Source organism: Serratia sp. HNCC26DJ244 (assembly GCF_057180565.1).
Window position 1 is genome coordinate 43,254 of the sequence record NZ_JBXUGO010000017.1, and the last position, 25,058, is coordinate 68,311.

Consider the following 25,058-nt stretch of genomic DNA (forward strand, 5'->3'; position numbering starts at 1 on the left):
CAGTGATTTAGATTGAATACGAGTATTCCTATTGAATATTATTTGATAAATTTTATTATACTCTGCGTTCTTACTATCGGCGTTCTTCGTTCGTCTGTGCAGAGTCTGATATGAATTTCTTTTCATTTGAATTTATTGCCTGTTTTACCCCTTTTTTTCTGGCTTACTGGCTCTGTCAAAAAAATGTTCGATTACAAAACATTCTTTTAATCACAGCGAGTTATCTTTTTGTTTTTTCGTTCCAAGCGAACTTTGCTTATGTTCTGGCAGGGTATACGTTGTTTATTTACCTGCTGGCAAATGTTCTTAGCGGCTATTTATCGTCACGTTGGATATATAGTCTGTTAGGAGTCGGGATCGTCGGTAGTTTTATCGTTTTCAAGTACTACGGTTTTTTACAGGAATCACTGCAAGGAGTGCTGAATCAGGCTGGCATTGAGGCTGAGCTGCCGACACTCGCCATGCTCGCACCGCTGGGACTCTCTTTCTATCTATTCCACTCAGTGAGTTATGTGGTGTCTGTCTGCCGTAAAGAGATCGAAAAAGCCCCTTTTTGGGATGTGGTGCTTTATCTCTGCTTCTTTCCGAGTATCGTGGCCGGTCCGATTAATCGCGCACTTACCTTTATGCCGCAGGTTCAGGCGGGATCACGAGAAGTTATCGATTATAAAAAAGCGCTGTTACTCATTATCCTGTCGATGGTGAAATTATTTTTATTCAGCGCCTATTTATCTGAGAATTTTGTCAACCCGGTGTTCAGTTCGCCAGTCAGTTACAATGCCGGGGAGAACCTGGTGGCGGTTTACGCCTACGCGTGGAATATCTACTTTAATTTCTCCGGCTATACCAATCTGGTGACGGGGATCGCGATGTTGCTCGGCTTTGTGTTACCCGTGAACTTTAATGCCCCTTACCTTGCCACTAACTTGAAAGAGTTTTGGGCACGCTGGCATATTAGTTTATCCAAGTTCATTCGTGATTACGTCTATATTCCCCTCGGCGGAAACCGGAAAGGTACATTCCGCATGAATATAAATGCTTTTATTGCCATGGTGATCTCGGGTATTTGGCATGGTGTTGGTCTGCCGTTTATCATCTGGGGGGCGCTCCACGGGGTGGGGATCGTGTTGATAAACATCAAACATAAGCTCTTCCCATTGCATCAAGGCCCCGCTACCTCAATATGGCAGAAAACCAACGTTTGGCTGGCGCGTATTTTTACCTTCCATGTGGTCTGCCTGACGTGGATTTTCTTCCGCAGTGCCACCTTTAACGATGCAATCACCATGTTGACACAACTGACTACCGGTGGATGGGGTGAGTCGTTTATCACCAGTGCGCCGATGCTTATTGCGTTCTGGGGGCTGTTATTGCTGTATCCGCAGTGCGTCGCGCTGTATCACTGGGTGGGGCGACATTATCAGCGTGTTTCGTGGATTTATTATCCGCTGCCGCTGGCACTTTTTATGACGTTGGTTTTCATTTTATCGCCTTCAGGTATGCCGGGTTTTATTTATGCAAACTTTTGATTTTACAGAAAATGTTGAGCGTGCACTGAAAGTGGTCTTTATCGTTGTGATAACAACTTTTGCGCTGGTCTGGATAAATCAGAGTGCGCTGGAGCGCTACTGGCAGCAGATGTATCACCAGTCTGCACCATGGGCAAGATTACAGGGATATTACGCGTGGGATCTCGGTGGCTATCTTTTAGAGGGGGGGGCGAGTGCCGGTGAGACGATGTGGTTGCATATTCAGGGTAATCATATTGTCGAAACCGTTGAACCGACAGAACGGACAGAACGGACAGAATCGACAGAACGGACAGAACGGACAGAACCGACAGAACGGACAGAATCGACAGAACGGACAGAATCGACAGAATCGGTTAAAGAGACCATGGCGAGCAGTGTGGAATCTTCGCAAGGATTTCAGGTGGGGTTACATTTTATTAATGGTTATCTCCATCCGGTAGTTGGATTGTCGGTGCCGTTCCCGGAATTATTGAATCGTCATCATCTCGTGGTCGTTAGAGCGTCGTTGAAATCGAATTCGGAACAGGGTGTTGAACAGGTAGCGGTGAAGAAAACAGCGAAATCAGTCATTGAGCTTGCCAAGGGAGATGCTGTTTTCTTTGTCGGTGATTCCCTCATGCAGGGGGTTGCCCCAGTGCTACAATCACAGCTCACCAAAAACTACGGTATTGAAAGTCTTAACCTCAGTAAGCAGAGCACCGGCTTGGCGTATCCGAAATTCTTCAATTGGCCGGAAACAGTCAGGAATACCTTGAAGACTCATCCGAATATTCGGTTGATGGTGGTGTTCCTCGGGCCCAATGACCCCTGGGATATGCCGTCTGAAGGGGGCGGCGGGCGCTATTTGCGCTTTACTTCACCAGAGTGGGAAGCCCAGTATCGCAAGCGGATCCAGGATATCTTGATAACGGCAGAGGAATATCACGTGGATGTTATCTGGATCGGGCCGCCGAATATGCGCAAAGAGAAGTTGTCGGATGGTGTACACTACCTCAGTGATCTCTATCAGTCGGAAGTCTCCCAGGCAGGGCAGGTCTGGCTTTCCGCAAATATAATTTTTAAATATCAGGGCAATACCTATTCCGATTATATCGGTGACAATAGCAGCAACATCAAGCTACGCAGTGGGGATGGCATCCATTTCACCTATAAAGGGCAGAAAATTCTCGCAGATACGGTATTGAGTATGATTAAATTTAACGCCGCACCGGATGAGAAGCCTGAGGCGCAAGAAGAAACACATCATGAAACAACAAAAACACCCGTTGAGGCACCGTAACCTATTAAAAAAAGGTCTTTGTTTCGCTGCTATCTTCGGTTTGCTCTCTTGTCAATTGACGAAAGAAAAGCAACCAGAGCAACAGCCGCAAACTGAGGTGCAACTGGGGGCACATAATGATTTGACCAATTTCGGCGAGCCGAATTTTAACCGTTTTACCCAGCGGCTGCGCGATCCTTCCGCTCGTGTGCATATCGTGCAGATGGGGGATTCCCATACGGCGGCGGATTTCTTTTCCGGTGCACTGCGTGATAAATTCCAGGCACGTTACGGCGATGCCGGGATTGGTTTGGTACCACCCAGTAATATCGTTGGGCAGCGTAGCGCTAATTTGATTTTCACCGAACCCAAAAAACAGTGGTCGTTCCTGACCAGCAGGAAAGATAACGCACCGAATTTCCCGCTGGGCGGTTTTATCATTTCGCCATTGACCGGGCATAGTTCTCTGATGATGAAAGAGCGAAATGCTTCAGTAAATCAGTATAATATGCAGGCTCTGTATCAGGCTGATTATCCCGCATCGCTCACGGTACAATCCAATAATGTGGGTATGTTGAACCTGCAGCCCTCTTCTGGATGGCGTTTTTCTGAGCCCGTTCCAGTGGTATTCCCCGCGACCATCACCACCAATCAGCAAACGTCGCTCAACATTGGTGGTTGGCTGATTACCCGTGATCATCCCGGGGTGATGCTATCTTCTGTGGGCATCAACGGTGCGACCATTGCGATGATGGATAAATGGGCAGCGCAATGGATCAATACTTTGGCGGATACCGCACCGGATATGGTGATCCTCGCTTACGGGACTAATGAAGCCTTTAATGACACCCTCGATCTGGCGCTTTATCGTGAACAACTGACATCAATTGTCGGTAAAATTCGTCAAACAATACCCAATGCCGTGATCCTGCTGGTCGGCCCCGGGGACAGCATTAAAAACAAAGCTGCACCGGACTGTCGTTCACAACAACCCGCCAATCTACGCAACGTGATTAAGACCCAGCAGTCGGTGGCGAAAAGTGAAGGATTGCTCTATTGGGACTGGCAACAGTATATGGGCGGCGATTGTGCCATGAATAACTGGGCACAGAACGGTCTGGCCAGGCCAGATAAAGTTCATTTCACTGTTGGTGGTTATGAGCGTAGTGCCAAAGCGCTTTACAAAGCACTGGATGTCCTGATAAGCCAACAGTAAGAAAATCATCACGCCAGAGAATGCTGGCGTGATTAATTCTCGCCGCTGACCCACCTCCTATTTTTTTATTCGTGCTCTGCTTGAACACTGTCAGGAGAGTGTAACGCCAATCTGAATTTACCGTGACCCATGCCCAAGTAGCCCAATCTAATCGATTAGGGGCGAAGAATGTATGGAGATTAATTTAGTCGAGGGAAAGCAGGTTCGGCGCGCCGAACCTGCTGGGAACGATAATGTGAACTACAAATAGAGTGAGCGCACAATCAGGAAATGGCCAACGAAATAGCAGAAAGCCGTGACCCCATCGGCAGCGCGGAAGGTAAACCGATAACGGTTCAGCAGCCAGACCGCATTGGCCACCAGCAGCAATAAAGAACCTATCAGCAGTGAGAAGGCCAGATCAGTGCTGCGCAGGAAATAATGCTCGCCAGCTATCCAGACCATCAGCAGTGTCATCACCACCAGCGTAGTGATCGGCCAGCGCATCTCTTCCAGCCGGCTCCAGATGGTAGCCAATAATAACGCACCAAAGGCCAGTAAGACCAAGGGCAACGGCCAGAAAAAACTAAAGGTCATCTGGCTGGCGAAACTCAGGGTATACAGCAAATGCGACAGGAAGAACGCGCCAATGGCGTACAGCAACCGTTCATTGGGGAGTTGCAATAAGATGTCACCGGCCAAGGTTGCCAGCAGGCCAAAGACGATTAGGTAACCTGCTACGCCTAACTCCGGGGCTTGCCAGGCTAATAACAGTAATAGGAGTAACGTGACCGGTTTGAATACCCAGCGTTGCCAATGGGGTCCACGGTAGGAGGCATCAACGAACAGCCAACCGGAAAAAAATACAGCAAGGAACGGCCAACTCATAGTCTCTTCCTTCTTTCATTGGCATCGACCCATCGCCTTTCAGCGATACCGTGATATTGGCTGTATCTTCTCACCCAATGGATCAATTTATCGGGCTCGATTGCCGTTTACTGGTATCACCCGATCACTTGGGTATCGGTGCCTGGATTGTCATTCTGTCAGTGTACACTTTATATCACCGCAAGTAGTAACACACTGGTCCCGATTACTTTTTTTTAACTGGAGATTGTTTTTTATTCCATGCCAGCAGCTCAAAAACGCCAAAAATAAAGATTTTGGTTTCTTGCCAGCGGCTGATTGGACTCTCTTTCGGTTGCGTTGATTTGAGTAGTACCAACTGCAACCCGTGCATGACCACCATAAAGAACAGGGCGACATCGATAAAATACTTCAGGGGTTTGGGGAACGGGTTAAACAGATTAGCGAGGAGAAAACCCCAGACACAGAGCATTAATAAACGGCCCAGATTAATCAGCATGTTCGGTTTTCTCTTCAACGGATCGGGTGTAAAGGCGGTAAGCGACCTGACCGGCAACTTTTTCGCGGTGTAATTTCCAGGTCACTGGGACTTCGGTAGCAGCGCTTTCGGCTTCAGCTTCGACATAAATCCAAGCTTCATCCGCCAGCCAACCTTGTTGTTCCAGTAGCGTCATGGTTTCAGCCAGTAGTCCTTGGCGAAAAGGCGGATCGAGAAATACCACATCAAAGGGGGACCCTTTTTCCTCCAGCCAGGTTAATGCGTTGGTATTAATCACACTGCCATTGCCGTTCAGTAATGCCAGGTTTTTCTCCAGTTGCTGTGCTACCGGGCGCTGATATTCCAACAGCGTGGCACTTTCTGCGTAGCGAGACAGCGCCTCCAACCCTAATGCACCACTACCGGCAAAGCAATCCAGGCAACGTGCCCCCTGGATCACCGGCGCAAGCCAGTTGAATAAAGTTTCACGCACGCGATCAGTGGTAGGACGTAACCCTTCACTGTTAGGAACGGGCAACTTTCGCCCGCGCCATTGACCACCGATGATGCGGATCTGTCCAGCAGAGCTGGAATGCGGTGTTTTACGTATACCGTGTGCCGCTATTTTTGCCATAACAACATCTTAAAAGAGTAAGGTTAACGAAAAGTTACTACTATTCTATACCTAAGTTGAATGGCGATGGGGATATACCTGATCATTTCCTGGAAAATACACCAGGGACAAGAAGCGGGTTTTTTGTTACTGGATTAGTGGATTGAAAGCATGCCGGATGCGTGTTGCTAGACGAGGGAAAGTGATAGACTTGTTGGATTGATTTTTCGCATTGGCAAGCCATTGGTACGGAGCAGGATCAGAACATGGCAAAAGAAAAGAAACGTGGTTTTTTCTCCTGGTTGGGTTTAGGTCAAAAAGAAGAGGAATCACAGCAACCTGAGCCAGCCAGCGAATCGGTGGAACATCAGGTTACAGAAACCCCCACAGCTAGCACGTTGGATGACCAAGTTCCCGTTATGGCGTCCGCACCCGCTGAAGTGATAGAAACGCCAGGGGAATGGGATGCTACGTTGAGTGGTGAACCGATTGCCGAAAATGTCCCGGCGTTGGTTGAACATAGCGCTCCAGTGGCCGAGCCATTACCGCTGTCTGCTGAACCTGAACAGCGGGTTCCCGAAGTTGAAGTTGAAGTTGAAGCGCCTCCCGCCATTATTGAGATTGAGCCAGAACCCCCATTGATTGAAGCGATGGTGGAGGAGCAGGAGCAACCAGAACCCGCGGTAGCACAAGAACAGGAACGCCCCACCAAAGAAGGTTTTTTCACCCGGCTTAAACGGAGTTTGCTGAAAACCAAACAAAACCTGGGTTCTGGCTTTATCAGTCTGTTCCGCGGCAAGAAGATTGACGATGATCTGTTTGATGAGTTGGAAGAACAGCTGTTGATCGCCGATGTGGGTGTGGATACCACACGTAAAATCATTACCTCCCTGACAGAACATGCCAGCCATCAGCAGTTGAAAGATGCGGAAGCGCTTTATGGCAAGCTGAAAGAAGAGATGGCAGATATTTTGCTCAAAGTGGATCAGCCGCTGGATGTCAGCGGTAAAACCCCCTTTGTGATCCTGATGGTGGGGGTTAACGGTGTCGGTAAAACAACCACGATCGGTAAGCTGGCACGTCAGTTCCAGGCGGAGGGTAAATCCGTCATGCTGGCCGCAGGTGATACTTTCCGTGCAGCGGCGGTTGAGCAATTGCAGGTTTGGGGGGAGCGTAATCGTATTCCGGTGATAGCTCAACATACGGGTGCTGATTCCGCCTCGGTGATCTTCGACGCAGTACAAGCGGCTAAAGCCCGTAATATTGATGTATTGCTCGCCGATACCGCCGGTCGCTTGCAGAATAAGGCGCACTTGATGGAGGAGTTGAAGAAGATTGTGCGCGTCATGAAAAAACTGGACGACCAGGCCCCTCATGAGGTTATGCTGACGCTGGATGCCAGTACCGGGCAAAATGCGCTGAGTCAGGCGAGATTATTTAATGAAGCTGTCGGTTTGACCGGTATCGCGCTGACTAAACTGGATGGTACCGCCAAAGGTGGGGTGATCTTTGCGATCGCCGATCAGCTCAGTATTCCGATCCGTTATATTGGTGTTGGTGAAGGGATCGAAGATTTACGGCCATTTAAGGCTGGCGATTTTATTGAGGCACTTTTTGCCCGAGAGGACTAATACCGATGATTCGCTTTGAACAGGTCAGTAAAGCTTATCTGGGCGGCCGCCAAGCCCTGCAGGGGGTCGATTTCCATTTACGGCCAGCGGAAATGGCATTTCTGACCGGTCATTCCGGTGCAGGGAAAAGTACCCTGCTGAAACTGATTTGTGGCATCGAGCGGCCAAGTGCCGGTCATATCTGGTTTGGCGGGCATGACGTCAGCCGCTTGAAGAACCGTGAGGTGCCATTTTTGCGCCGTCAAATTGGCATGATTTTTCAGGATCACCATTTATTGCTCGATCGCACAGTGTATGACAACGTGGCAATGCCGCTGATCATTGCCGGTGCCAGTAGCGAAGATATCCGGCGTCGCGTCTCGGCCGCATTGGATAAGGTGGGGTTACTGGATAAAGCGAAGAATTTTCCGATTCAGCTTTCTGGTGGTGAACAGCAACGTGTTGGCATTGCCCGTGCGGTGGTGAACAAACCCGCGGTACTGCTGGCAGATGAACCGACCGGTAACCTTGATGATGTGCTGTCGGAAGGTATTTTGCGCCTGTTTGAAGAGTTCAACCGCGTCGGGGTAACGGTATTGATGGCAACCCATGATACAGGGCTTATCTCCCGGCGTAATTATCGTATCCTGACACTCAGCCAGGGCCGTATGGTAGGAGACGCGCACGATGGCAACTAATGCAAAAACCGCCAAGAGCAAGGCACTACGCGGTGGCTGGCATCAACAGTGGCGCTATGCTTGGGTGAATGCCATGGCTGATATGATGCGCCAACCACTGGCCACATTGCTGACCGTGATGGTGATCGCCATTTCCCTGACCTTACCTAGCGTTTGTTACATTATCTGGAAGAACGTGAGTACTGCGTCGACACAATGGTACCCAACGCCGCAACTGACGGTCTATCTGGATAAGTCCCTTGATGATGACGCTGCGGTAAAAGTGTTGGATGCCATCAAAGCCCAAGCCGGTGTAGACAAAGTGAACTACCTATCCCGTGAAGAGGCTCGCGGTGAGTTCCGCAATTGGTCTGGGTTTGGTGGCGCGCTGGATATGTTGGAGGAAAATCCGTTACCTGCTGTGGCGATCATCACCCCGCAAATGAGTTTCCAGAGTTCTGAAACGCTTAATACCCTGCGTGATCGTGTGGCGGCGGTTCCTGGTGTGGAAGAAGTCCGCATGGATGATAGCTGGTTTGCTCGTCTGGCCGCCCTGACTGGGTTGGTTGGGCAGGTGGCGGCAATGATTGGCATACTGATGATTGTGGCGGTTTTCCTGGTGATCGGTAACAGTGTACGTCTGAATATTTTCAGTCGTCGCGATACCATTAATGTCATGAAACTGATTGGTGCTACCGATGGGTTTATCTTGCGGCCATTCCTTAATGGTGGAGCAATCCTTGGGTTGTTTGGTGCGCTATTGTCATTAGCGCTGTCTGGCGCGTTGGTATGGAAACTGGAGACGGTGGTCACCCATGTGGCAACTGTATTTGGTACCACCTTCACCTTGCATGGCTTGGGTTGGGATGAGGCGTTACTGCTGCTCTTGGTCTCCGCGATGATTGGCTGGGTGGCAGCCTGGTTGGCCACGGTGCAACATTTACGTCGCTTTACACCTCAATAGTGATTTTTTGATATACTGTTTTTCTGCAGCACGGGTGATGACTGTGTTGCGGAAGGATAGCGGCAAAAGTAATATAGGTCGGTTCCCCCCGTGGTGATAATGTTAAAAAGTAGTGAACTTTTGGGGGGGGGAAAGGGTCAAATTGTGCAGAAAATGTTTAGGTGATTCATGTGTGAAACCGCTTTTGCAACCGCAATTGTCGTAAAATCAATAAAATCCCACCATTAAATCACCGGCATGACCTGTTTAATCAAGAGAGGGGTTGAATGACCAAAGAAATGCAAACTTTAGCCTTAGTCCCGCAGGGCAGCTTGGAAGCCTATCTGCGGGCCGCCAACACCTATCCAATGCTGACGGCAGAGGAAGAGCGGGAGTTGGCTGAACGGCTGCATTATCAGGGCGATCTGGAAGCAGCGAAGCTGCTGATCCTGTCTCATCTGCGTTTTGTCGCTCATATTGCTCGCAACTATTCAGGGTATGGTCTGCCACAAGCAGACCTGATCCAGGAAGGGAATATTGGCCTGATGAAAGCGGTACGTCGCTTCAACCCAGAAGTTGGGGTGCGTCTGGTTTCTTTTGCGGTGCATTGGATCAAGGCTGAAATTCATGAATACGTCTTGCGTAACTGGCGTATTGTGAAAGTGGCTACCACCAAGGCTCAGCGTAAGCTGTTTTTTAACCTGCGGAAAACCAAGCAACGTTTGGGGTGGTTCAACCAGGATGAAGTGGAACTGGTGGCCCGTGAGCTGGGGGTGACAACTAAAGACGTACTGGAGATGGAATCCCGTATGGCGGCGCAGGATATGTCTTTTGACCCCATGCCAGAAGATGACGGGCATGATGGTCATACCTTGTCGCCGATGCTCTATCTGCAGGATAAAAGCTCTGATTTTGCCGAAGGGATCGAGGAAGATAACTGGGAAAGTAATGCCACAGATAAGCTGACCTATGCGTTGGAAGGTCTGGACGAGCGTAGCCAGCATATTATCCGTGCCCGTTGGTTGGACGATGACAACAAGTCCACTTTGCAAGAGTTGGCCGATCAGTATGGCGTTTCTGCTGAGCGAGTACGCCAGCTTGAAAAGAATGCCATGAAGAAATTAAAGATGGCGATCGAGGCTTAATTATAGCCAGTTTTATTGACGCTATGGTTAATGGCTCTGCAGTTTGAAACACATTGTTATTTATCGGAAAGTTGTTATTTATCAAAAAGCCCAGATTGATACTCTGGGCTTTTCTGTTTGTGTGCTTAGTGGTCTTGCTAGTTAATGCTCAGCTTTGACAAATTCTGGTTCTGGACAGTGGGAACCAAATTGGTTTGACCAGTCGAATACGGCACCGTTTTTGATATAGCGTTGATAGAGTGCTCGGCCTGTCTTGGCATCGCGGGCCATGACCCAACTGCTGGCGTGGCACAATACCGCGGCGTAGGCTTGGCTCTTCGGTGGTAATAGATTGGCCGATTTTTTCGCCAATTCTACTGCCTGCCAGCGGTAGTGAAGGAAACGATTATCCGCGTCTGGCAATGATTTGGCCGCCCGAGCCGCTTCGGCAGCGCTGATCCAGCTCTTGTGTTTTAGCTCATGGGTATTGAAAGCATCCCCCACATAGGAATAATCCGCCCCATAGATGGCATAGTCTGGCGTCATTTCGTAGCCGGTAAGCTTTAGCCCTTGTGTGCGCAGCAAGTAGGCAGCTTGATAGTAAGCTTTGGCGCGTGTGATTTTATCTTGCGCTTTATCCTGTGCGGTTTGTAACTGTGCGGCAAATTCCTCCGCTGTCTGGTGGTAGTTTGGTATAGCAAAATAGCTGAGTGCTTCCTGATAACGGCTAGCACGCATTAGCCGTCGTGCCAATAACTCGCGCAGTTTAACGTCAATGGTGAGCAACTGATCGCTGTAGTCATCATCGTCTGGATTAACTGGTTTTAGTGGTGTGCTGGGTGGTGGCACATGCTTATCAACAAAACCTTTCAGTTCATCGACGGTCAATACCCGTTCGGCGATATCTGCCACATCTGCCCAATAAGGTTCTTTGCCACGATACATCCATTCTATGGCTTGCAGATAATCACCACGGTTTAACGCCAGAATGGCCTGTTCACCGGACACCCGGCAATCTGGAACGATCAGTTCAGTATTAAAGTCGTCGATATCGCTGTTCTGTTGCCCCCAGGTTTCATCTGCCGGGAAGGCAGCGGCTGCTTTAGCATAAGCTGCGGTAGCGGCTTTAATATCGCCTGCACGCAAGGCCATTTTGGCACGTAACCACCAGGCTAAACCACTATCACCTGCTTGTTTCAGTAGGCTGGCGGCCATGGCATATTGCCCTGAGCGATAGGCCAGCGCTGCCAGCCTATCGCTACCGACGAAGCCGTTTTTTACGGAATCATTCAACAACGTCAGAATGGGAATTATCGTCTGTTTTAACGCTGTTGCACCGTCATCTGAGCTCATCATGTACAGGTTACTGCTGCGTGCAAAAAGCTCGATAGTCACTAGTTGCTGCACTAACGGGTCATTAATGGCTTGCTTTAATGCCTCCAGATGTTCCGGCTTAACCAGATAGCTGGAAATGTACTGCAACGAAAGCCCACCTTGGGGATCGCCTTGGGCGGTTTGCTGGGCATAAAGCTGTACGGCAGGGACAATTTCCCCCAGCCATAAATGGATTCGTGCTTGTTGCCCGAGGCTACTGAGTGCCAGTTGGTCAGGGTCGGCGGCTCCTGCTTTCACTTTGTCAATGACCTGCTGGAAGGCAGCAGTGGCCTGCGCTAACTGGGCGGCTTTTGGATGGGGAAGCGATGGTGCCGTGGAAGACGATTGGCTTTCAGGTATGGCATAGTCGCTCATGAAAACACGACCCAAAGAGTATTGTGCCCGTAACCCCCATTCCCCTTGCTCGGCAAGCGGTAGCGCCAGAACTAGCTGGAAGTATTCAGGTGCTCGTGGGTCCTGTGCGGCAAAAGCTACCGCCCCCAGGGTATACAGACGTGCAGCATTAGAGAGTCCCTGAGTATTTACGGCATCCACTTGTTCTACGGTGCGGGTGGCCCGCATCTGGGCAATGATTTGCTGTTCTGGTGACAGTGATGCTGGTTTTGGCGCGTTTTCTGGTTCGGGTACCGGCTCTTTCCATAACGGTAATTGTTTGTCTACCGGCACCAGACGGTGGGTTTCGAAAGCGAAGTTTCCCTCCGGCATCACCAGTAGCGTGCTGTTGCGGTCGACCAGTAACCGATTGAGAAAAAACGGGCCGCAAGCTTGGCTGCTAAGGGGGGTTATTAATGCCGCAGCAATCAGTGAGGCCAGCGGCAGCGAACGGAGATAACTTTTTTTATACCTTATCGATGATAAAGGCGTATCAAGGGATGACATCAGTACCTCCTGGCGTGATCTGTTGACAGCGTAACCAGCCCAAGGGGCGTGATTGCCCTGCGCGTAACTGCTCACTGCGAATACGGACAAAGCGCGGTTGTTGCGATGACGTTGCCAACTGATAATTGCCCACTGCATCCGCAGCCAGGCAACCCTCAGCCTGAATGTGCACTTCGCGGGGCAACGGGGCATCTACCGGCCCATTATTCTGGATGTTCAGGTCATATAATCCATTCTGCTGTGGCTGTGGTAAAAATTCTACCTGCCAGTTAACAGTTAATGGTTGCTGAGTGATGACGGCGCGTAATGTCTCCATTGACCAGGCTCTGCGATCACTGGCTAACGGTAAACGAAACCAGATAATACCACGTAAATGCTTAGGAGAGAGCGGGATGAGCTGTTGCAAGAAGTCGGCAATCTGTTGTGGTGCTACGCTGAGTTCTTGTAAGTTGCCAGCCACGTGTTGCGTGGACTCGCTCTCAACCTGTGCACCTTGAGCATCAAACCCTATCAGCCCCATGCCATAAGTGGGTAAGGCTACGCGAAAGGGCTTGCCACTGATGCGGGCATATTGCCCCACCCAACCCAGAGCCTGCTGACCATCAAACAGCCCTTGTTCTGGTGAGAGCACCGCATGTAGCTGTAACACAGAACTGTCGACCTGTTGTAGTACACCAGATAAAGCGGGGGAACTGAGCCAGGTGGGCAGCGCGGTAATGCCCAGTTGTAATGAAGAAGGCAGTTGTTGGCGTAGTTGTTGTAGAAAATGTTGATAGGCAGGCAAGCGTGCAGTGGCCGCATCATGATCGATCTCTACACCAACGACCTGCAATCCTGCGGTTTGCCACTGTTGTAGCAATTGTTGCAACTGCGGGTAAATGGCGGTTTCATCCAGTTGTTGCAGTTGCCCGTCCAGACGTACCACTAGCCATAACGGGCGGCCATCCTGTTTAAGCAAGCTAGTATTAACCGCGATTTCGCGCACCCCCTCTTGGGGATGCACTTGTAAACCCAGTACCCGTAAGCTTGAGAACAGATCATGGCTGGCAACCAGAGCATCGCCATGTTGTGGTGTCCAGACTCGTTGCCAGATATAGACTTGCTGATCCCAGGTGGGAGAGGAGTTAATCGCCGGTTGGCGGCTGGAAAACCAGGCCGTCAGCATCAGGAGTAGCAATATCGCTATTACCAGCCAACGTTTCATTTTTGCCAAAGTTCACCTTGTGCCATAAAGCCGCAGGCACGCATAAAGTTGTCGATTTCGCTACGTTCCCCCGCAGCCAACCCGGAGGTAGAAAGCTGCCAGTGTCGCACCTCAGGTAATTGGCGTTGTGTATCCTGCACCAGGTAGAGCCCAACCCCCCGGCGTCGGGTCACCTTGCGAACCATCAGGTCGTGCAGTTGTGCTCGGTTTCCTTGCACCTCAATTTTTACTGCGGCCAATAGTCGGTCATTAAAGCGGGCGGCGAATAATACCTTGCCATCTTGCTGGTCACACTGCCACTGTGCTGGTTGTTGATGTGGCCAGATTTTACCCAGATCGATCAGGTCTTGCGGAGACAAATGAGTTAAACGCTCAATGGTTAATTTCATGGCAGATTTTTACATTAATCAATGATATTGACAGTGTAATGGATCTTGCTGATAGTGTTGTGTAAGTTTTTTAGTACGATTTCCACGCAGAATGTTTTTCCCAACCCATATTTTCCGAGTAAAAAATTAGCGTGGTGGTACTTATCCAGCATAATGAACTGTTGGTTGCCCAAACAGTACGGTAATAATTCGAATTTTATTCTGTTTACACCGCTTGTTCCTGTCAGTGGCAGTTGATTTACAGAATAAAATTCCTGTTTAATAGCATGATAAGTAAAGTCTTATTAGAAAAATTTGCCGTGAATTCACCTAACCCATTATTACTTATGGATAAAAGCAGTTTTACTGTTCTAGCCAGGCTCACTCCGGTGGCGGGTAGGCAGCGACTCTGAATAGCAATAATGGCTAGGCACGGCAAACACAACAAGCAAACTCACAACGACACATGGGGATTATGCGGATGAAATTTATCAAGAGTAACGTGCTGCTGGCTGGCTGTATCGCCATGGCCATGGGACATGCTGCCATAGCGAAAGATATCAAGGTTGCCGTGGTGGGCGCGATGTCCGGTCCGGTGGCGCAGTATGGCGATATGGAATTCACTGGGGCGCGTCAGGTTATTGCCGACATTAACGCTAAGGGCGGTATCAAGGGCGATAAGCTGGTGCTGGTGGAGTACGACGATGCTTGTGACCCAAAACAAGCGGTCGCGGTGGCCAACAAGGTGATTAATGACGGCATTCAGTATGTCATCGGTCATTTGTGTTCTTCTTCCACCCAGCCTGCTTCTGATATTTACGAAGATGAAGGGGTGATCATGATTACCCCAGCGGCGACCAATGCTGACCTGACCACCCGTGGTTACAAAATGCTGATGCGTACCACCGGGCTGGATTCCGATCAGGGGCCAACAGCGGCTAAATATATTCTTAATAACGTTAAACCTAAACGCATTGCAGTGGTGCACGACAAGCAGCAGTATGGCGAAGGTCTGGCGCGTTCAGTGCGTGATAGCTTGAAAGCGCAAGGCACTGACGTGGTCATGTTTGAAGGGGTCACTGCGGGCGACAAAGATTTCTCTACCTTGGTGGCACGTCTGAAGAAAGAGAACGTTGACTTCGTTTACTTCGGTGGCTACTACCCAGAGATGGGGCAGATTCTGCGTCAAGCCAAGCAGGCCGGTTTGACTACCCGTTTTATGGGGCCGGAAGGGGTGGGTAACTCTTCACTGTCCAATATCGCGGGTGCGGCTTCTGAAGGTATGCTGGTAACATTACCAAAACGCTACGATCAGGTACCTGCCAACCAACCGGTAGTGGACGCGTTGAAAGCCAAAAAACTGGATCCGACAGGGCCATTTATCTGGACCACCTACGCGGCACTGCAATCGCTGGTAACAGGGATGGAGCGTAGTGGCAGCCAGGATCCGGCAGAGATCGTCAAAAACCTGAAAACCGGCGCACCCGTGGAAACCGTAATGGGTCCACTAAGCTGGGATGAAAAAGGCGATCTGAAAGGGTTTGAGTTTGGTGTATTTGAATGGCATGCGGATGGTTCATCCACGCCGTTAAAATAAACCCCTTGTAGGCTAACCGGCGTCATTCAAGTAATAGTAAAAATGGATGACGACGGTGACATTCCCTCGCTGGTTCCCTGAACAAAGAGGGAATGGCGAGGGTTAAACTCAAGCGTATTGCACGCCTGTTGAGTTCGTATTTTTCCCTTGAAGTGGTATATTCCCCGCAAATTCATACAGGGAGTGGGATGATGACGAGTCTATACCCAACTCCCTTTGAGTTGCAGAACAACATGCGGTGTGTTTCCAATCGCACTTGGCGTGGTAAACAGCCAACACCTCCGCAGTTTGGAATATGAAGAGCATATACCCAAGATAATTCGATTTGCTTGTAGGCGGCAAGCGCGTGACTCCCCAGGCGCATCGCTAATGATGTGACAGGGGTGACAGAGCATAGCCAACCATCCACGCAATTTGAAGAATGACGGGTCTAAACCGGGATCCCCGGAGCCTGTGCTATCGGCGGGCTGTTAGGCCACTGTTTTATGGCCGTGGCAACACCTTAGAAGGTCAGAGTATGTCAGAGCAGTTTCTCTATTTTTTGCAGCAGATGTTCAACGGCCTTACGTTGGGCAGTACCTATGCATTGATTGCCATTGGTTACACCATGGTTTACGGCATTATCGGCATGATCAACTTCGCCCATGGTGAAGTGTATATGATCGGCAGTTATGTCTCATTTATTGTTATTGCCGCCCTGATGATGATGGGGATCGACGTTGGTTGGTTGTTGATCGGTTCGGCATTCCTGGTGTCTATCGTCATCGCCAGCGCCTATGGCTGGAGCATTGAACGGGTAGCCTATAAGCCGGTCCGCAATTCCAAGCGCCTGATCGCGCTGATTTCCGCCATTGGGATGTCGATATTTCTGCAAAACTACGTCAGCCTGACGCAAGGTTCACGTGATCTTGCGTTGCCGAGCCTGGTGACCGGCCAATGGGTCTTGGGGGAAAGCAACGGCTTTGCTGCCACCATCACCACCATGCAGTTGACCATCTGGGTTGTCACCTTTTTGGCGATGCTGGCGCTGACATTGTTTATTCGTTATTCCCGTATGGGCCGCGCCTGCCGAGCCTGTGCGGAAGATCTTAAAATGGCCAGTCTGTTGGGGATCAATACTGATCGGGTGATATCGCTCACTTTCGTTATCGGCGCGGTAATGGCTGCCGTAGCGGGTGTACTGCTTGGGCAGTTCTATGGTGTGATCAACCCCTATATCGGTTTTATGGCGGGGATGAAAGCCTTTACTGCCGCGGTATTGGGGGGGATTGGTAGCATACCTGGTGCGATGATTGGCGGATTAGTCTTGGGCGTGGCAGAAGCACTCACTTCCGCTTACCTGAGTACTGAATACAAAGATGTGGTCTCTTTTGCGCTGTTGATCGTGGTGTTGCTGGTGATGCCAACGGGCATTCTTGGCCGTCCGGAGGTTGAGAAAGTATGAAGCACGGTCTGCTTAACGCCTGCATTGCTACGGTAGTGCTGTTTGTTATGGCGTCATTCCTGATGGGGATGCAATTGAGCCTGGATGGCACCAAACTGGTGGTGCATGGTGCGGCGCAAGTACGTTGGATGTGGATTGGGATCGGCTGTGCAGTGGTGTTTTTCTTCCAACTGTTACGTCCCTTGATGCAACATGGGCTGAAAAAAATTACCGGTCCATCCTTTGTTTTGCCCAGTTTTGATGGCACCACTACTCGCCAGAAATTGCTGGCTGCGGTGATCATCATTGCCGCCGTTGTCTGGCCGTTTCTGGTTTCACGCGGCACGGTGGATATCGCCACCATGACGTTGATTTACGTGATGCTGGGCCTGGGGCTGAATATTGTGGTTGGCCTTTCCGGTTTGTTGGTACTGGGTTACGCGGGTTTTTACGCCATCGGTGCCTACACCTATGCATTGCTCAATCATTACTATGGTCTGGGTTTTTGGGAAAGCTTGCCACTGGCTGGGTTTGTCACCGCTATTTTTGGTTTCCTGCTGGGCTTCCCGGTATTACGCCTGCGGGGAGACTACTTGGCGATTGTCACCCTGGGCTTTGGTGAAATTGTCCGTATCCTGTTGCTCAATAACACCGAGATCACCGGTGGGCCGAATGGTATCAGCCAGATCCCCAAACCTACCTTCTTCGGCCTGGAGTTTAACCGCAGTGCGCGCGATGGCGGCTGGGATACATTCCATAACTTTTTTGGTCTGCAGTACGAAGCGGGTGACCGTATTGTGTTCCTCTATCTGGTTGCGCTGTTGCTGGTGATATTAACGCTGTTTGTGATTAACCGCCTGTTGCGGATGCCACTCGGCCGGGCTTGGGAGGCACTGCGCGAAGATGAGATCGCTTGTCGTTCGCTGGGGCTCAGTCCTACCAAGATAAAATTGACCGCCTTCACTATCAGTGCGGCCTTTGCCGGCTTTGCCGGTACGCTGTTTGCCGCGCGTCAGGGCTTTATCAGCCCGGAATCCTTTACCTTTGTTGAGTCAGCCTTTGTCTTGGCCATCGTGGTGCTGGGGGGGATGGGTTCACAATTTGCGGTGATCCTGGCGGCGGTGTTATTGGTGGTTTCCCGTGAGCTGATGCGTGACCTGAATGAATACAGCATGTTATTGCTGGGGGCGCTGATGGTATTAATGATGATTTGGCGGCCACAAGGGTTGTTGCCGATGAAACGCCCGCAGTTGAAACTAAACGTGGCGGAAACGGACACCGCGAAGGAGCCGCAGGTATGAGTGCTCAACCTTTATTGTCGGTATCCGGGCTTTCAATGCGTTTCGGTGGTTTGTTGGCGGTAAACAATGTCGGCCTGGAATTGCATCAAGGAGAGATAGTCTCACTGATTGGCCCGAATGGTGCCGGCAAAACCACGGTGTTCAACTGCCTTACCGGGTTTTATCGCCCGACCAGCGGTATCATCAAGTTGCGTGACCATCATTTGGAAGGGCTGGCCGGTCAGACTATTGCTCGCATGGGCGTGGTACGTACTTTCCAGCATGTGCGGCTGTTCCGTGAAATGACGGTGATTGAAAACCTGCTGGTGGCTCAGCATCAGCATTTGAAAACCGGTCTATTTGCTGGTTTGCTGAAAACCCCAGCATTCCGCCGGGCGGAAGCCGATGCTCTGGAACGTGCTGCGGTGTGGCTGGAGCGCGTAGGTTTGCTGGAGTTGGCTAACCGTTCGGCGGGTAATCTGGCTTATGGTCAACAGCGGCGGTTGGAAATTGCCCGTTGCATGGTGACACGCCCAGAATTACTGATGCTGGATGAGCCTGCTGCAGGTTTGAACCCGAAAGAAACCGACGAACTGGATCACCTGATTGTCGAACTGCGCAATCAGCATCAGGTTTCGGTGCTGTTGATTGAGCATGATATGAAACTGGTGATGGGGATTTCTGATCGTATCTATGTGATGAATCAGGGTACGCCGTTGGCACAAGGCACACCGGACGAAATCCGCAATAACCCGGATGTGATCCGGGCCTATCTGGGCGAATAGTGGGTAAATATTATGTTGTCATTTAATCAGGTATCCGCTCATTACGGTAAAATCCAGGCTCTGCATCAGGTGAGTTTGAACATCCAGCAGGGGGAGATCGTTACACTGATCGGCGCCAACGGAGCGGGTAAAACCACCTTGCTCGGCACCTTATGTGGTGAACCTCGGGCCAGTGCTGGCACAATCACGCTGCTAGACCAGGATATTACCCATTGGCAGACGGCGCGCATTATGCGTGAAGCGGTAGCGATTGTGCCGGAAGGGCGGCGAGTGTTTTCCCGTATGACGGTGGAAGAGAATCTGGCGATGGGCGGTTTTTTTGCCAATCGGGATCAGTATCAGCAGCGCATTGAGCGGGTTTTTAGCCTGTTCCCGCGTTTGCTGGAGCGGCGTAGCCAGCGTTCAGGCACTATGTCTGGCGGTGAGCAACAGATGCTGGCGATTGGCCGTGCGTTAATGAGTCAGCCGAAGTTGTTGCTACTTGATGAGCCGTCTCTCGGGTTGGCGCCGATCATCATTCAGCAGATTTTCGATATTATCCAGCAGCTGCGTGAAGAGGGCATGACCATCTTTCTGGTGGAGCAAAATGCCAATCAGGCGTTAAAATTGGCGGATCGTGGTTATGTGCTGGAAAATGGTCGTGTGGTGTTGGAAGATACGGGTGCCGCATTGTTAGCCAACGAGGCAGTGAGATCGGCCTATCTGGGTGGTTAACTACCCGATATCTTAAATAGATAGTATTTACAGGGCAGGGGCATAGCAATCGCCCCATTTTTAATGATGACGAGAATAAATAATGAATACTGAAGGATTACTCGCACAGCGCATCATAAATGTAAAAAGCTCGGCAATCCGTGAGTTGCTCAAGCACAGTAAAATGGAGCATGTGATCTCGCTGGCGGGTGGCATCCCTTCTGATGCGCTGTTTGACTTCGAAGGCTTGAGCATGGCTACTCAGCAGGCGATCACCGAACAACCGAAAAGCGCTTTCCAGTATGGATTGACGGAAGGGAGTTACCTGCTGCGCGAACGTATTTGTGAGCTATGTGCGGTGCGTGGCGTGCGTGCTCAGCCAGAAGATATATTGGTGACTGCGGGGTCTCAGCAGGCGCTGGATTTGGTGATGCGTGCGCTGATTAACCCCGGAGATGTGTTTGTCGTTGAGCGCCCGACCTATCTGGCCGCGCTGCAAACGCTGGAGTTGGCCGAAGCCCATGTGATGTCTGTCTCTTCAGACAGCGAAGGTATGGTGGTTGATGAGCTGGCTGAACTGCTGAAAACCCAGAAAATCAAAGGGGTTTATGTGGTGCCGAACTTTGGCAACCCCAGTGGGCTGACGCTGAGTACTGAACGCCGTGAGCAATTGGTTAAACTGGCCGCGGAACATAACTTCCTGATTGTTGAAGATGACCCTTACGGTGAGCTACGTTTCACTGATGAGCGCAATGCCACCTTGTATCAGATTTCTCAGCAGGTATTGGGTCATACGGAAAATATTATCTACACCTCTACCTTCTCCAAGATCTTGGCCCCAGGCCTGCGTCTGGGTTGGGCGATCCTGCCACCCTTCCTGTTGCACAAAGTGGCTATTATCAAGCAAGCGGCCGATTTACATGCCAGCGCCTTGTCGCAGAGCATCGTCGAATGTTATCTGGGGTTGGATCGTCTGCCAGCGCAGATTGAAAAGCTCCGTGCCGCCTATAAACACAAAGGCGAGATCCTGGCGGACTTGGTTGAAAAAGAGCTGGGTGATGTGATCAGTTTCGATAGGCCAAAAGGTGGCATGTTCCTGTGGGCGCGCTTCCGTGAGCCGTTCAATGCCACGGAATGGTTAAACACCACGCTGCAACAAGGGGTAGTGTTTGTTCCCGGTGAGTACTTCTTCTGTGACAAGCCGGACCGTTCTACCTTCCGCTTGTCATTTGCCACCGCTACCGAACCACAGATGCAAGAGGCGGTGGCGCGTCTGCGTCGTTCGCTGTAATCTTTCTACGGCGGTAGGGTGCACTCTCACCGCCGAGCTTCATTGTGTCCTCATTTGATACGTCAACTATGTGCTATTGTTTGCATCGGCACTGCACTTTTTTGATACTGACAGTGGATTACGAATGAAATGAATAGCATAACCTGGCCTTATCCTCCTATTGCGGCCCATCGCGGCGGTGGTTCTCTGGCGCCAGAAAATACGCTGGCAGCGATTGATGTGGGGGCCCGTTACGGTCACACCATGATTGAATTTGACGCCAAGCTCGCGCTGGATGGGGAGATCTTCCTGCTGCATGACGACACACTTGACCGCACCAGCAATGGCTGGGGGGTAGCGGGTGAATTGCCATGGGAGAAACTGGTGCAGTTGGATGCCGGCAACTGGTATAGCTCGGCCTTTAAAGGGGAGCGCTTACCGTTACTGGCTCAGGTCGCAGCACGTTGTAAACAGCACGGTATGATGGTCAACATTGAAATCAAACCTACTACTGGTTGTGATGAAGAGACCGGTCGCGTTGTGGCATTGGCTGCCAGCCAACTGTGGCAAGGGCAAACGGCTCCGCTGCTCTCTTCATTTTCGGTCGCTGCCTTGGCTGCCGCGCAGCGTAGCGTACCGGAATTACCCCGAGGCCTGCTGCTGGACCAATGGGATGACAACTGGCTTGAACTGACCCAACTCCTGGGTTGCGTGTCATTGCATATTAACCATAACGCACTGACTGCTGAACGGGTTAGCGCGTTAAAAGCCGCCGGGTTGCGTATTCTGGTGTATACCGTCAACAGCCCGGAACGCGCGCGCTTATTGCTGAGCTGGGGGGTAGATTGCATTTGTACCGACCGGATAGATTTAATTGGCCCGAATTTTTAAAGCGCTAAGGGAAGTCGCCAGGGAAGGCGACGGCTTTTACTGATTTACGCCTTAGTTTATCCGCTGTTGCCAGCACTCTCTGTTGCTAGAAGGGTGCTGGTCTAGCAACAGAGAGTGGTCGTTGCTGGTATTGTTATAATTCATGCGCTATATTTATGCGCATGAATTATGTGGAGAAATGACTATGCGATCCCACGGCATCGAAAAAAAACGCAATACTAACGTCTACTTAAGTGCTGACTTGTTAGAGCAGGCCAAAGCACTGGAACTGAATCTTTCGGCAACGTTAAACCGAGCGCTTGAAGTCGCCGTCAAAACACGCCAGCGTGAGCGTTGGGTGGAGGAGAACCGTGCAGGTTTGGAAGCTTTAAATCACTTCGTTGAAGACAATGGACTTTTCTCGGATGACGACAGGTTTGGGGTACTGTAATGAAACAGTTCTCTGTCTATAAGAACACAGGAAAAAACAACCAGAGATATCCCTATTTTATCGATATCCAATCTGAGCAGCTTGAACATCTTAGTACACGTTTGGTGATGCCGTTGGTGCGTAAAAATACCATGAACTCACAGGTTAAACTATTGACCCCTGTACTTACGATCAGTCAGGTGGATTATGTGGTGCTGACGAGTATGTTAACTACCACAAATGTCAGTAACTTACGGGCAGAGGAATGCGTTGCTGACGCTGCTTATCTACGTGATGACATTGTAGCCGCTGTCGATTTGCTTATTTTAGGTATTTAGCTTCCTTCCAATGGTGCTTTCTACCCGTCGCATTTCAAACAGTAGAGCCGTTGCGTCATAATTGGTTGCTATATATACCCGTGATATTTCAAGTTGCTTGAAATACTTGTTGAATACGAGATACTCGGGACAATCGTACTGAGGGGCTATCATGGGATACTTCCCTGTATCCCACCCTTCGGGCCGACGGAAATTTGCTCCTGGCAAATTTGTCGGCGGCTGGTGCCGCTACGACCCCTTCAGCACGCTTTCCCTAATAACAGGCTTGGGCAAGTATCTTCGAGTTAATTGGGTATATACATATGTAAACCCATATTCTAGCGCTTTGCTTGCTGCCTTCCGTTACAATCGCTTTATTCCATCCTTTAGAGTGAATTTGTTGTGTTACTTCTGGTTATTACCACCATTTTATGGGCTTTCTCTTTTAGCCTGATCGGCGAATATTTGGCAGGCCAGGTTGATAGTTGGTTTTCAGTATTGATGCGTGTTGGCTTGGCAGCCGTGGTCTTTTTGCCATTCCTGCGTTGGCGCAATATCCCGTTAAAGGTGATCTTGCTGTATATGCTGGTGGGTGCTTTTCAGCTTGGCATTATGTACTTGATCAGCTTCAGGGCGTTTATCTACCTGACAGTGCCGGAGTTCCTGCTGTTTACGGTGTTGACGCCACTGTATATCACGCTGATTTATGACCTGCTCAGCCGTCGTCGTCTCTGCTGGAGTTATCTGTTCAGTGCCTTGCTGGCAGTACTGGGCGCGGCCATTATTCGCTATCACCAACTGAGTGATCATTTCTGGTGGGGGTTGCTATTAGTGCAAGCGGCAAACATCAGCTTTGCCATCGGTCTGGTGGGTTACAAACGCCTGATGGAAGTGCATCCGTTACCGCAGTCTGTGGCGTTCTCCTGGTTTTATCTGGGAGCGGTGGCAGTGTCAGTGGTGGCCTGGTTCTTGTGGGGTAACCCCAATCAATTGCCAACCACCTCACTGCAATGGGGTATTTTGCTGTGGTTGGGGGTAGTGGCTTCTGGGGTGGGCTATTTTATGTGGAACTACGGGGCAACACAGGTAGATGCGGGCACCCTTGGCATTATGAACAATATGCATGTTCCGGCAGGTTTGTTAGTCAACTTATTGATCTGGGAACAACAACTGCATTGGGCCAGTTTTTTGGTCGGTGCTTCGATCCTGGTGGCCTCGCTCTGGGTACACCGCCGTTGGGTGGTGCCCAAAGTTAAATAATATCCGTGATTATTTCCGTTGCTGGTGGCTGGTAGCGGGATGGATGGCGTTGCGCACAAAGGGCAGATGCTCGCAGGCATGCTGCCCCGCTGAACGAATAAACGCTTCGGTCACTGCCTGGCGCTGCTCACCATCGCGGGTAGCGGCATATAATCGGCTCCACAAACCCTCGCCGAGGGTTTTGGTCACCACCAGGCCTTGGCGTTCAAAACTTTCCACGACCCAGTGTGGGAGTGCGGCAATCCCCATACGGGCTGAAACCATCTGAATCAATAGCAGCGTGTTATCCACGTTCTTCAATGCTGGGCTAATGCCTGCCGGTTGCAGAAAATGCCGCCAGATATCCAGCCGTTGGCGCTGTACCGGATAGATCATCAGTGTTTCGTCACCGAGATCCTGTGGTTCGATATGGGGTTTATTGGCCAAAGGATGGTCGGGGGCCAAGATCAGGCGCACTTCAAAATCAAACAGCGGTGAATAATGCAGCCCGCTACGCGGCAGGATATCGGAAGTTAACACCACATCCAGTTCACCTTGTTGCAGCGCTGGTTGCGGATCAAAAGTGACACCGGATTTGAAATCAATCATCACCTGCGGGAAACGGCTACTGAAGTTATCTAGCGCCGGGGTCAACCATTGAATACAACTATGGCATTCGATGGCAATGCGCAATGCGGTTTGATGGGGCTCATGGCAGGCCTGTAGCGCCTGCTGGATCTGCGGCAGCACCTGTTCTGCCAGTTGCAACAGGATCTCACCTTGTGGGGTAAAGCGCAGTGGCTGACTTTTACGAACAAACAGTTTGAAGCCCAGACGTTGTTCCAGATCGCTAAACTGATGCGACAGTGCCGATTGTGTCTGATGGAGTTGCGCAGCAGCCGCAGCCAGTGAGCCGGTGTTACGTAGGGCTTGTAACGTCCGTAAGTGTTTCAGTTCGATCATGAGAGTCCTTCACAATGACAGTGAGCAAATTGCGCTTGTGGTTAATAC

24 protein-coding genes are annotated in these 25,058 nt (G+C 50.5%); 17 read left to right on the forward strand and 7 right to left on the reverse strand.

Annotation, left to right across the window (positions count from 1 at the left end):
* Positions 1 to 110 precede the first annotated feature (110 nt).
* The 3 genes from AC2A06_RS13750 to AC2A06_RS13760 are packed head-to-tail and all read left to right on the forward strand — an operon-like array spanning position 111 to position 4,006.
* Positions 111 to 1,529 (forward strand): MBOAT family O-acyltransferase, encoded by a 1,419-nt coding sequence (locus AC2A06_RS13750; protein WP_484380657.1) that lies wholly within the window; start codon positions 111 to 113, stop codon positions 1,527 to 1,529.
* Positions 1,516 to 2,811 carry an SGNH/GDSL hydrolase family protein gene (locus AC2A06_RS13755; RefSeq protein WP_484380658.1) on the forward strand — a complete coding sequence of 432 codons (1,296 nt, stop codon included), beginning with the start codon at positions 1,516 to 1,518 and terminating at the stop codon, positions 2,809 to 2,811. The genes AC2A06_RS13750 and AC2A06_RS13755 overlap by 14 nt, the downstream gene beginning before the upstream one ends.
* Positions 2,777 to 4,006 (forward strand): SGNH/GDSL hydrolase family protein, encoded by a 1,230-nt coding sequence (locus AC2A06_RS13760; RefSeq protein ID WP_484380659.1) that lies wholly within the window; start codon positions 2,777 to 2,779, stop codon positions 4,004 to 4,006. Before AC2A06_RS13755 ends, AC2A06_RS13760 begins: the two co-directional genes overlap by 35 nt.
* A gap of 240 nt (positions 4,007 to 4,246) precedes the next feature.
* Here the strand turns inward: AC2A06_RS13760 and AC2A06_RS13765 are convergent, their stop codons facing one another.
* From AC2A06_RS13765 to rsmD, 3 genes are all read right to left on the reverse strand, one after another.
* The gene (locus AC2A06_RS13765; protein ID WP_023492107.1) at positions 4,247 to 4,873 is read right to left on the reverse strand and encodes a lysoplasmalogenase; all 627 of its coding nucleotides are present in this window, start codon (positions 4,871 to 4,873) and stop codon (positions 4,247 to 4,249) included.
* Positions 4,874 to 5,078: 205 nt separating this feature from the next.
* Positions 5,079 to 5,351 carry a DUF1145 family protein gene (locus tag AC2A06_RS13770; RefSeq protein ID WP_484380660.1) on the reverse strand — a complete coding sequence of 91 codons (273 nt, stop codon included), beginning with the start codon at positions 5,349 to 5,351 and terminating at the stop codon, positions 5,079 to 5,081.
* Positions 5,341 to 5,964, reverse strand: coding sequence for a 16S rRNA (guanine(966)-N(2))-methyltransferase (rsmD, locus tag AC2A06_RS13775; RefSeq protein WP_484380661.1), 624 nt, complete (start codon positions 5,962 to 5,964; stop codon positions 5,341 to 5,343). The genes AC2A06_RS13770 and rsmD overlap by 11 nt, the downstream gene beginning before the upstream one ends.
* 245 nt (positions 5,965 to 6,209) lie before the next feature.
* Between rsmD and ftsY the strand changes: the two genes are divergently transcribed.
* The 4 genes from ftsY to rpoH all read left to right on the forward strand — a co-directional run bounded on the left by ftsY (position 6,210) and on the right by rpoH (position 10,318).
* Positions 6,210 to 7,574 (forward strand): signal recognition particle-docking protein FtsY, encoded by a 1,365-nt coding sequence (gene ftsY, locus AC2A06_RS13780; RefSeq protein ID WP_484380662.1) that lies wholly within the window; start codon positions 6,210 to 6,212, stop codon positions 7,572 to 7,574.
* Positions 7,575 to 7,579: 5 nt separating this feature from the next.
* Positions 7,580 to 8,251 (forward strand): cell division ATP-binding protein FtsE, encoded by a 672-nt coding sequence (ftsE, locus tag AC2A06_RS13785; RefSeq protein ID WP_484380663.1) that lies wholly within the window; start codon positions 7,580 to 7,582, stop codon positions 8,249 to 8,251.
* Positions 8,241 to 9,194, forward strand: coding sequence for a permease-like cell division protein FtsX (gene ftsX, locus AC2A06_RS13790; RefSeq protein ID WP_473196253.1), 954 nt, complete (start codon positions 8,241 to 8,243; stop codon positions 9,192 to 9,194). The genes ftsE and ftsX overlap by 11 nt, the downstream gene beginning before the upstream one ends.
* Positions 9,195 to 9,460: 266 nt before the next feature.
* A complete protein-coding gene (gene rpoH / locus AC2A06_RS13795; RefSeq protein WP_023489689.1) occupies positions 9,461 to 10,318 on the forward strand; it encodes an RNA polymerase sigma factor RpoH in 858 nt (285 codons plus the stop codon).
* 141 nt (positions 10,319 to 10,459) lie between these two features.
* On the opposite strand, the gene AC2A06_RS13800 is transcribed toward rpoH, so the two are convergent.
* The 3 genes from AC2A06_RS13800 to panM are packed head-to-tail and all read right to left on the reverse strand — an operon-like array spanning position 10,460 to position 14,164.
* Complete coding sequence (locus AC2A06_RS13800) at positions 10,460 to 12,571, reverse strand: hypothetical protein (protein ID WP_484380664.1); 2,112 nt, start codon at positions 12,569 to 12,571, stop codon at positions 10,460 to 10,462.
* A complete protein-coding gene (locus AC2A06_RS13805) occupies positions 12,558 to 13,775 on the reverse strand; it encodes a DUF3142 domain-containing protein (protein WP_484380665.1) in 1,218 nt (405 codons plus the stop codon). Before AC2A06_RS13805 ends, AC2A06_RS13800 begins: the two co-directional genes overlap by 14 nt.
* The gene (gene panM, locus AC2A06_RS13810) at positions 13,772 to 14,164 is read right to left on the reverse strand and encodes an aspartate 1-decarboxylase autocleavage activator PanM (RefSeq protein ID WP_484380666.1); all 393 of its coding nucleotides are present in this window, start codon (positions 14,162 to 14,164) and stop codon (positions 13,772 to 13,774) included. Before panM ends, AC2A06_RS13805 begins: the two co-directional genes overlap by 4 nt.
* Before the next feature lie 460 nt (positions 14,165 to 14,624).
* Between panM and AC2A06_RS13815 the strand changes: the two genes are divergently transcribed.
* From AC2A06_RS13815 to AC2A06_RS13860, 10 genes are all read left to right on the forward strand, one after another.
* Complete coding sequence (locus tag AC2A06_RS13815; protein WP_484380667.1) at positions 14,625 to 15,740, forward strand: branched-chain amino acid ABC transporter substrate-binding protein; 1,116 nt, start codon at positions 14,625 to 14,627, stop codon at positions 15,738 to 15,740.
* Positions 15,741 to 16,257: 517 nt separating this feature from the next.
* On the forward strand, positions 16,258 to 17,184 hold the full coding sequence (gene livH, locus AC2A06_RS13820) for a high-affinity branched-chain amino acid ABC transporter permease LivH (RefSeq protein WP_037385041.1): 927 nt from the start codon (positions 16,258 to 16,260) through the stop codon (positions 17,182 to 17,184).
* On the forward strand, positions 17,181 to 18,464 hold the full coding sequence (locus AC2A06_RS13825) for a high-affinity branched-chain amino acid ABC transporter permease LivM (RefSeq protein ID WP_484380668.1): 1,284 nt from the start codon (positions 17,181 to 17,183) through the stop codon (positions 18,462 to 18,464). Before livH ends, AC2A06_RS13825 begins: the two co-directional genes overlap by 4 nt.
* Positions 18,461 to 19,228, forward strand: a complete 768-nt coding sequence (gene livG / locus AC2A06_RS13830; protein ID WP_023489786.1) for a high-affinity branched-chain amino acid ABC transporter ATP-binding protein LivG — start codon at positions 18,461 to 18,463, stop codon at positions 19,226 to 19,228. The genes AC2A06_RS13825 and livG overlap by 4 nt, the downstream gene beginning before the upstream one ends.
* A 12-nt stretch (positions 19,229 to 19,240) precedes the next feature.
* The gene (gene livF, locus AC2A06_RS13835; protein ID WP_023489785.1) at positions 19,241 to 19,942 is read left to right on the forward strand and encodes a high-affinity branched-chain amino acid ABC transporter ATP-binding protein LivF; all 702 of its coding nucleotides are present in this window, start codon (positions 19,241 to 19,243) and stop codon (positions 19,940 to 19,942) included.
* An 82-nt stretch (positions 19,943 to 20,024) separates the two neighbouring features.
* On the forward strand, positions 20,025 to 21,212 hold the full coding sequence (locus AC2A06_RS13840) for an aminotransferase-like domain-containing protein (RefSeq protein ID WP_484380669.1): 1,188 nt from the start codon (positions 20,025 to 20,027) through the stop codon (positions 21,210 to 21,212).
* Between the two features lie 129 nt (positions 21,213 to 21,341).
* Positions 21,342 to 22,082 carry a glycerophosphodiester phosphodiesterase gene (gene ugpQ, locus AC2A06_RS13845; RefSeq protein WP_484380670.1) on the forward strand — a complete coding sequence of 247 codons (741 nt, stop codon included), beginning with the start codon at positions 21,342 to 21,344 and terminating at the stop codon, positions 22,080 to 22,082.
* A 184-nt stretch (positions 22,083 to 22,266) separates the two neighbouring features.
* On the forward strand, positions 22,267 to 22,512 hold the full coding sequence (locus tag AC2A06_RS13850; RefSeq protein ID WP_484380671.1) for a type II toxin-antitoxin system CcdA family antitoxin: 246 nt from the start codon (positions 22,267 to 22,269) through the stop codon (positions 22,510 to 22,512).
* Complete coding sequence (locus AC2A06_RS13855) at positions 22,512 to 22,829, forward strand: CcdB family protein (protein ID WP_484380672.1); 318 nt, start codon at positions 22,512 to 22,514, stop codon at positions 22,827 to 22,829. Before AC2A06_RS13850 ends, AC2A06_RS13855 begins: the two co-directional genes overlap by 1 nt.
* Before the next feature lie 381 nt (positions 22,830 to 23,210).
* Complete coding sequence (locus tag AC2A06_RS13860) at positions 23,211 to 24,068, forward strand: carboxylate/amino acid/amine transporter (RefSeq protein ID WP_473196236.1); 858 nt, start codon at positions 23,211 to 23,213, stop codon at positions 24,066 to 24,068.
* 9 nt (positions 24,069 to 24,077) lie between these two features.
* On the opposite strand, the gene metR is transcribed toward AC2A06_RS13860, so the two are convergent.
* Positions 24,078 to 25,010 carry an HTH-type transcriptional regulator MetR gene (gene metR / locus AC2A06_RS13865; protein WP_023490482.1) on the reverse strand — a complete coding sequence of 311 codons (933 nt, stop codon included), beginning with the start codon at positions 25,008 to 25,010 and terminating at the stop codon, positions 24,078 to 24,080.
* Between the last annotated feature and the right edge of the window lie 48 nt (positions 25,011 to 25,058).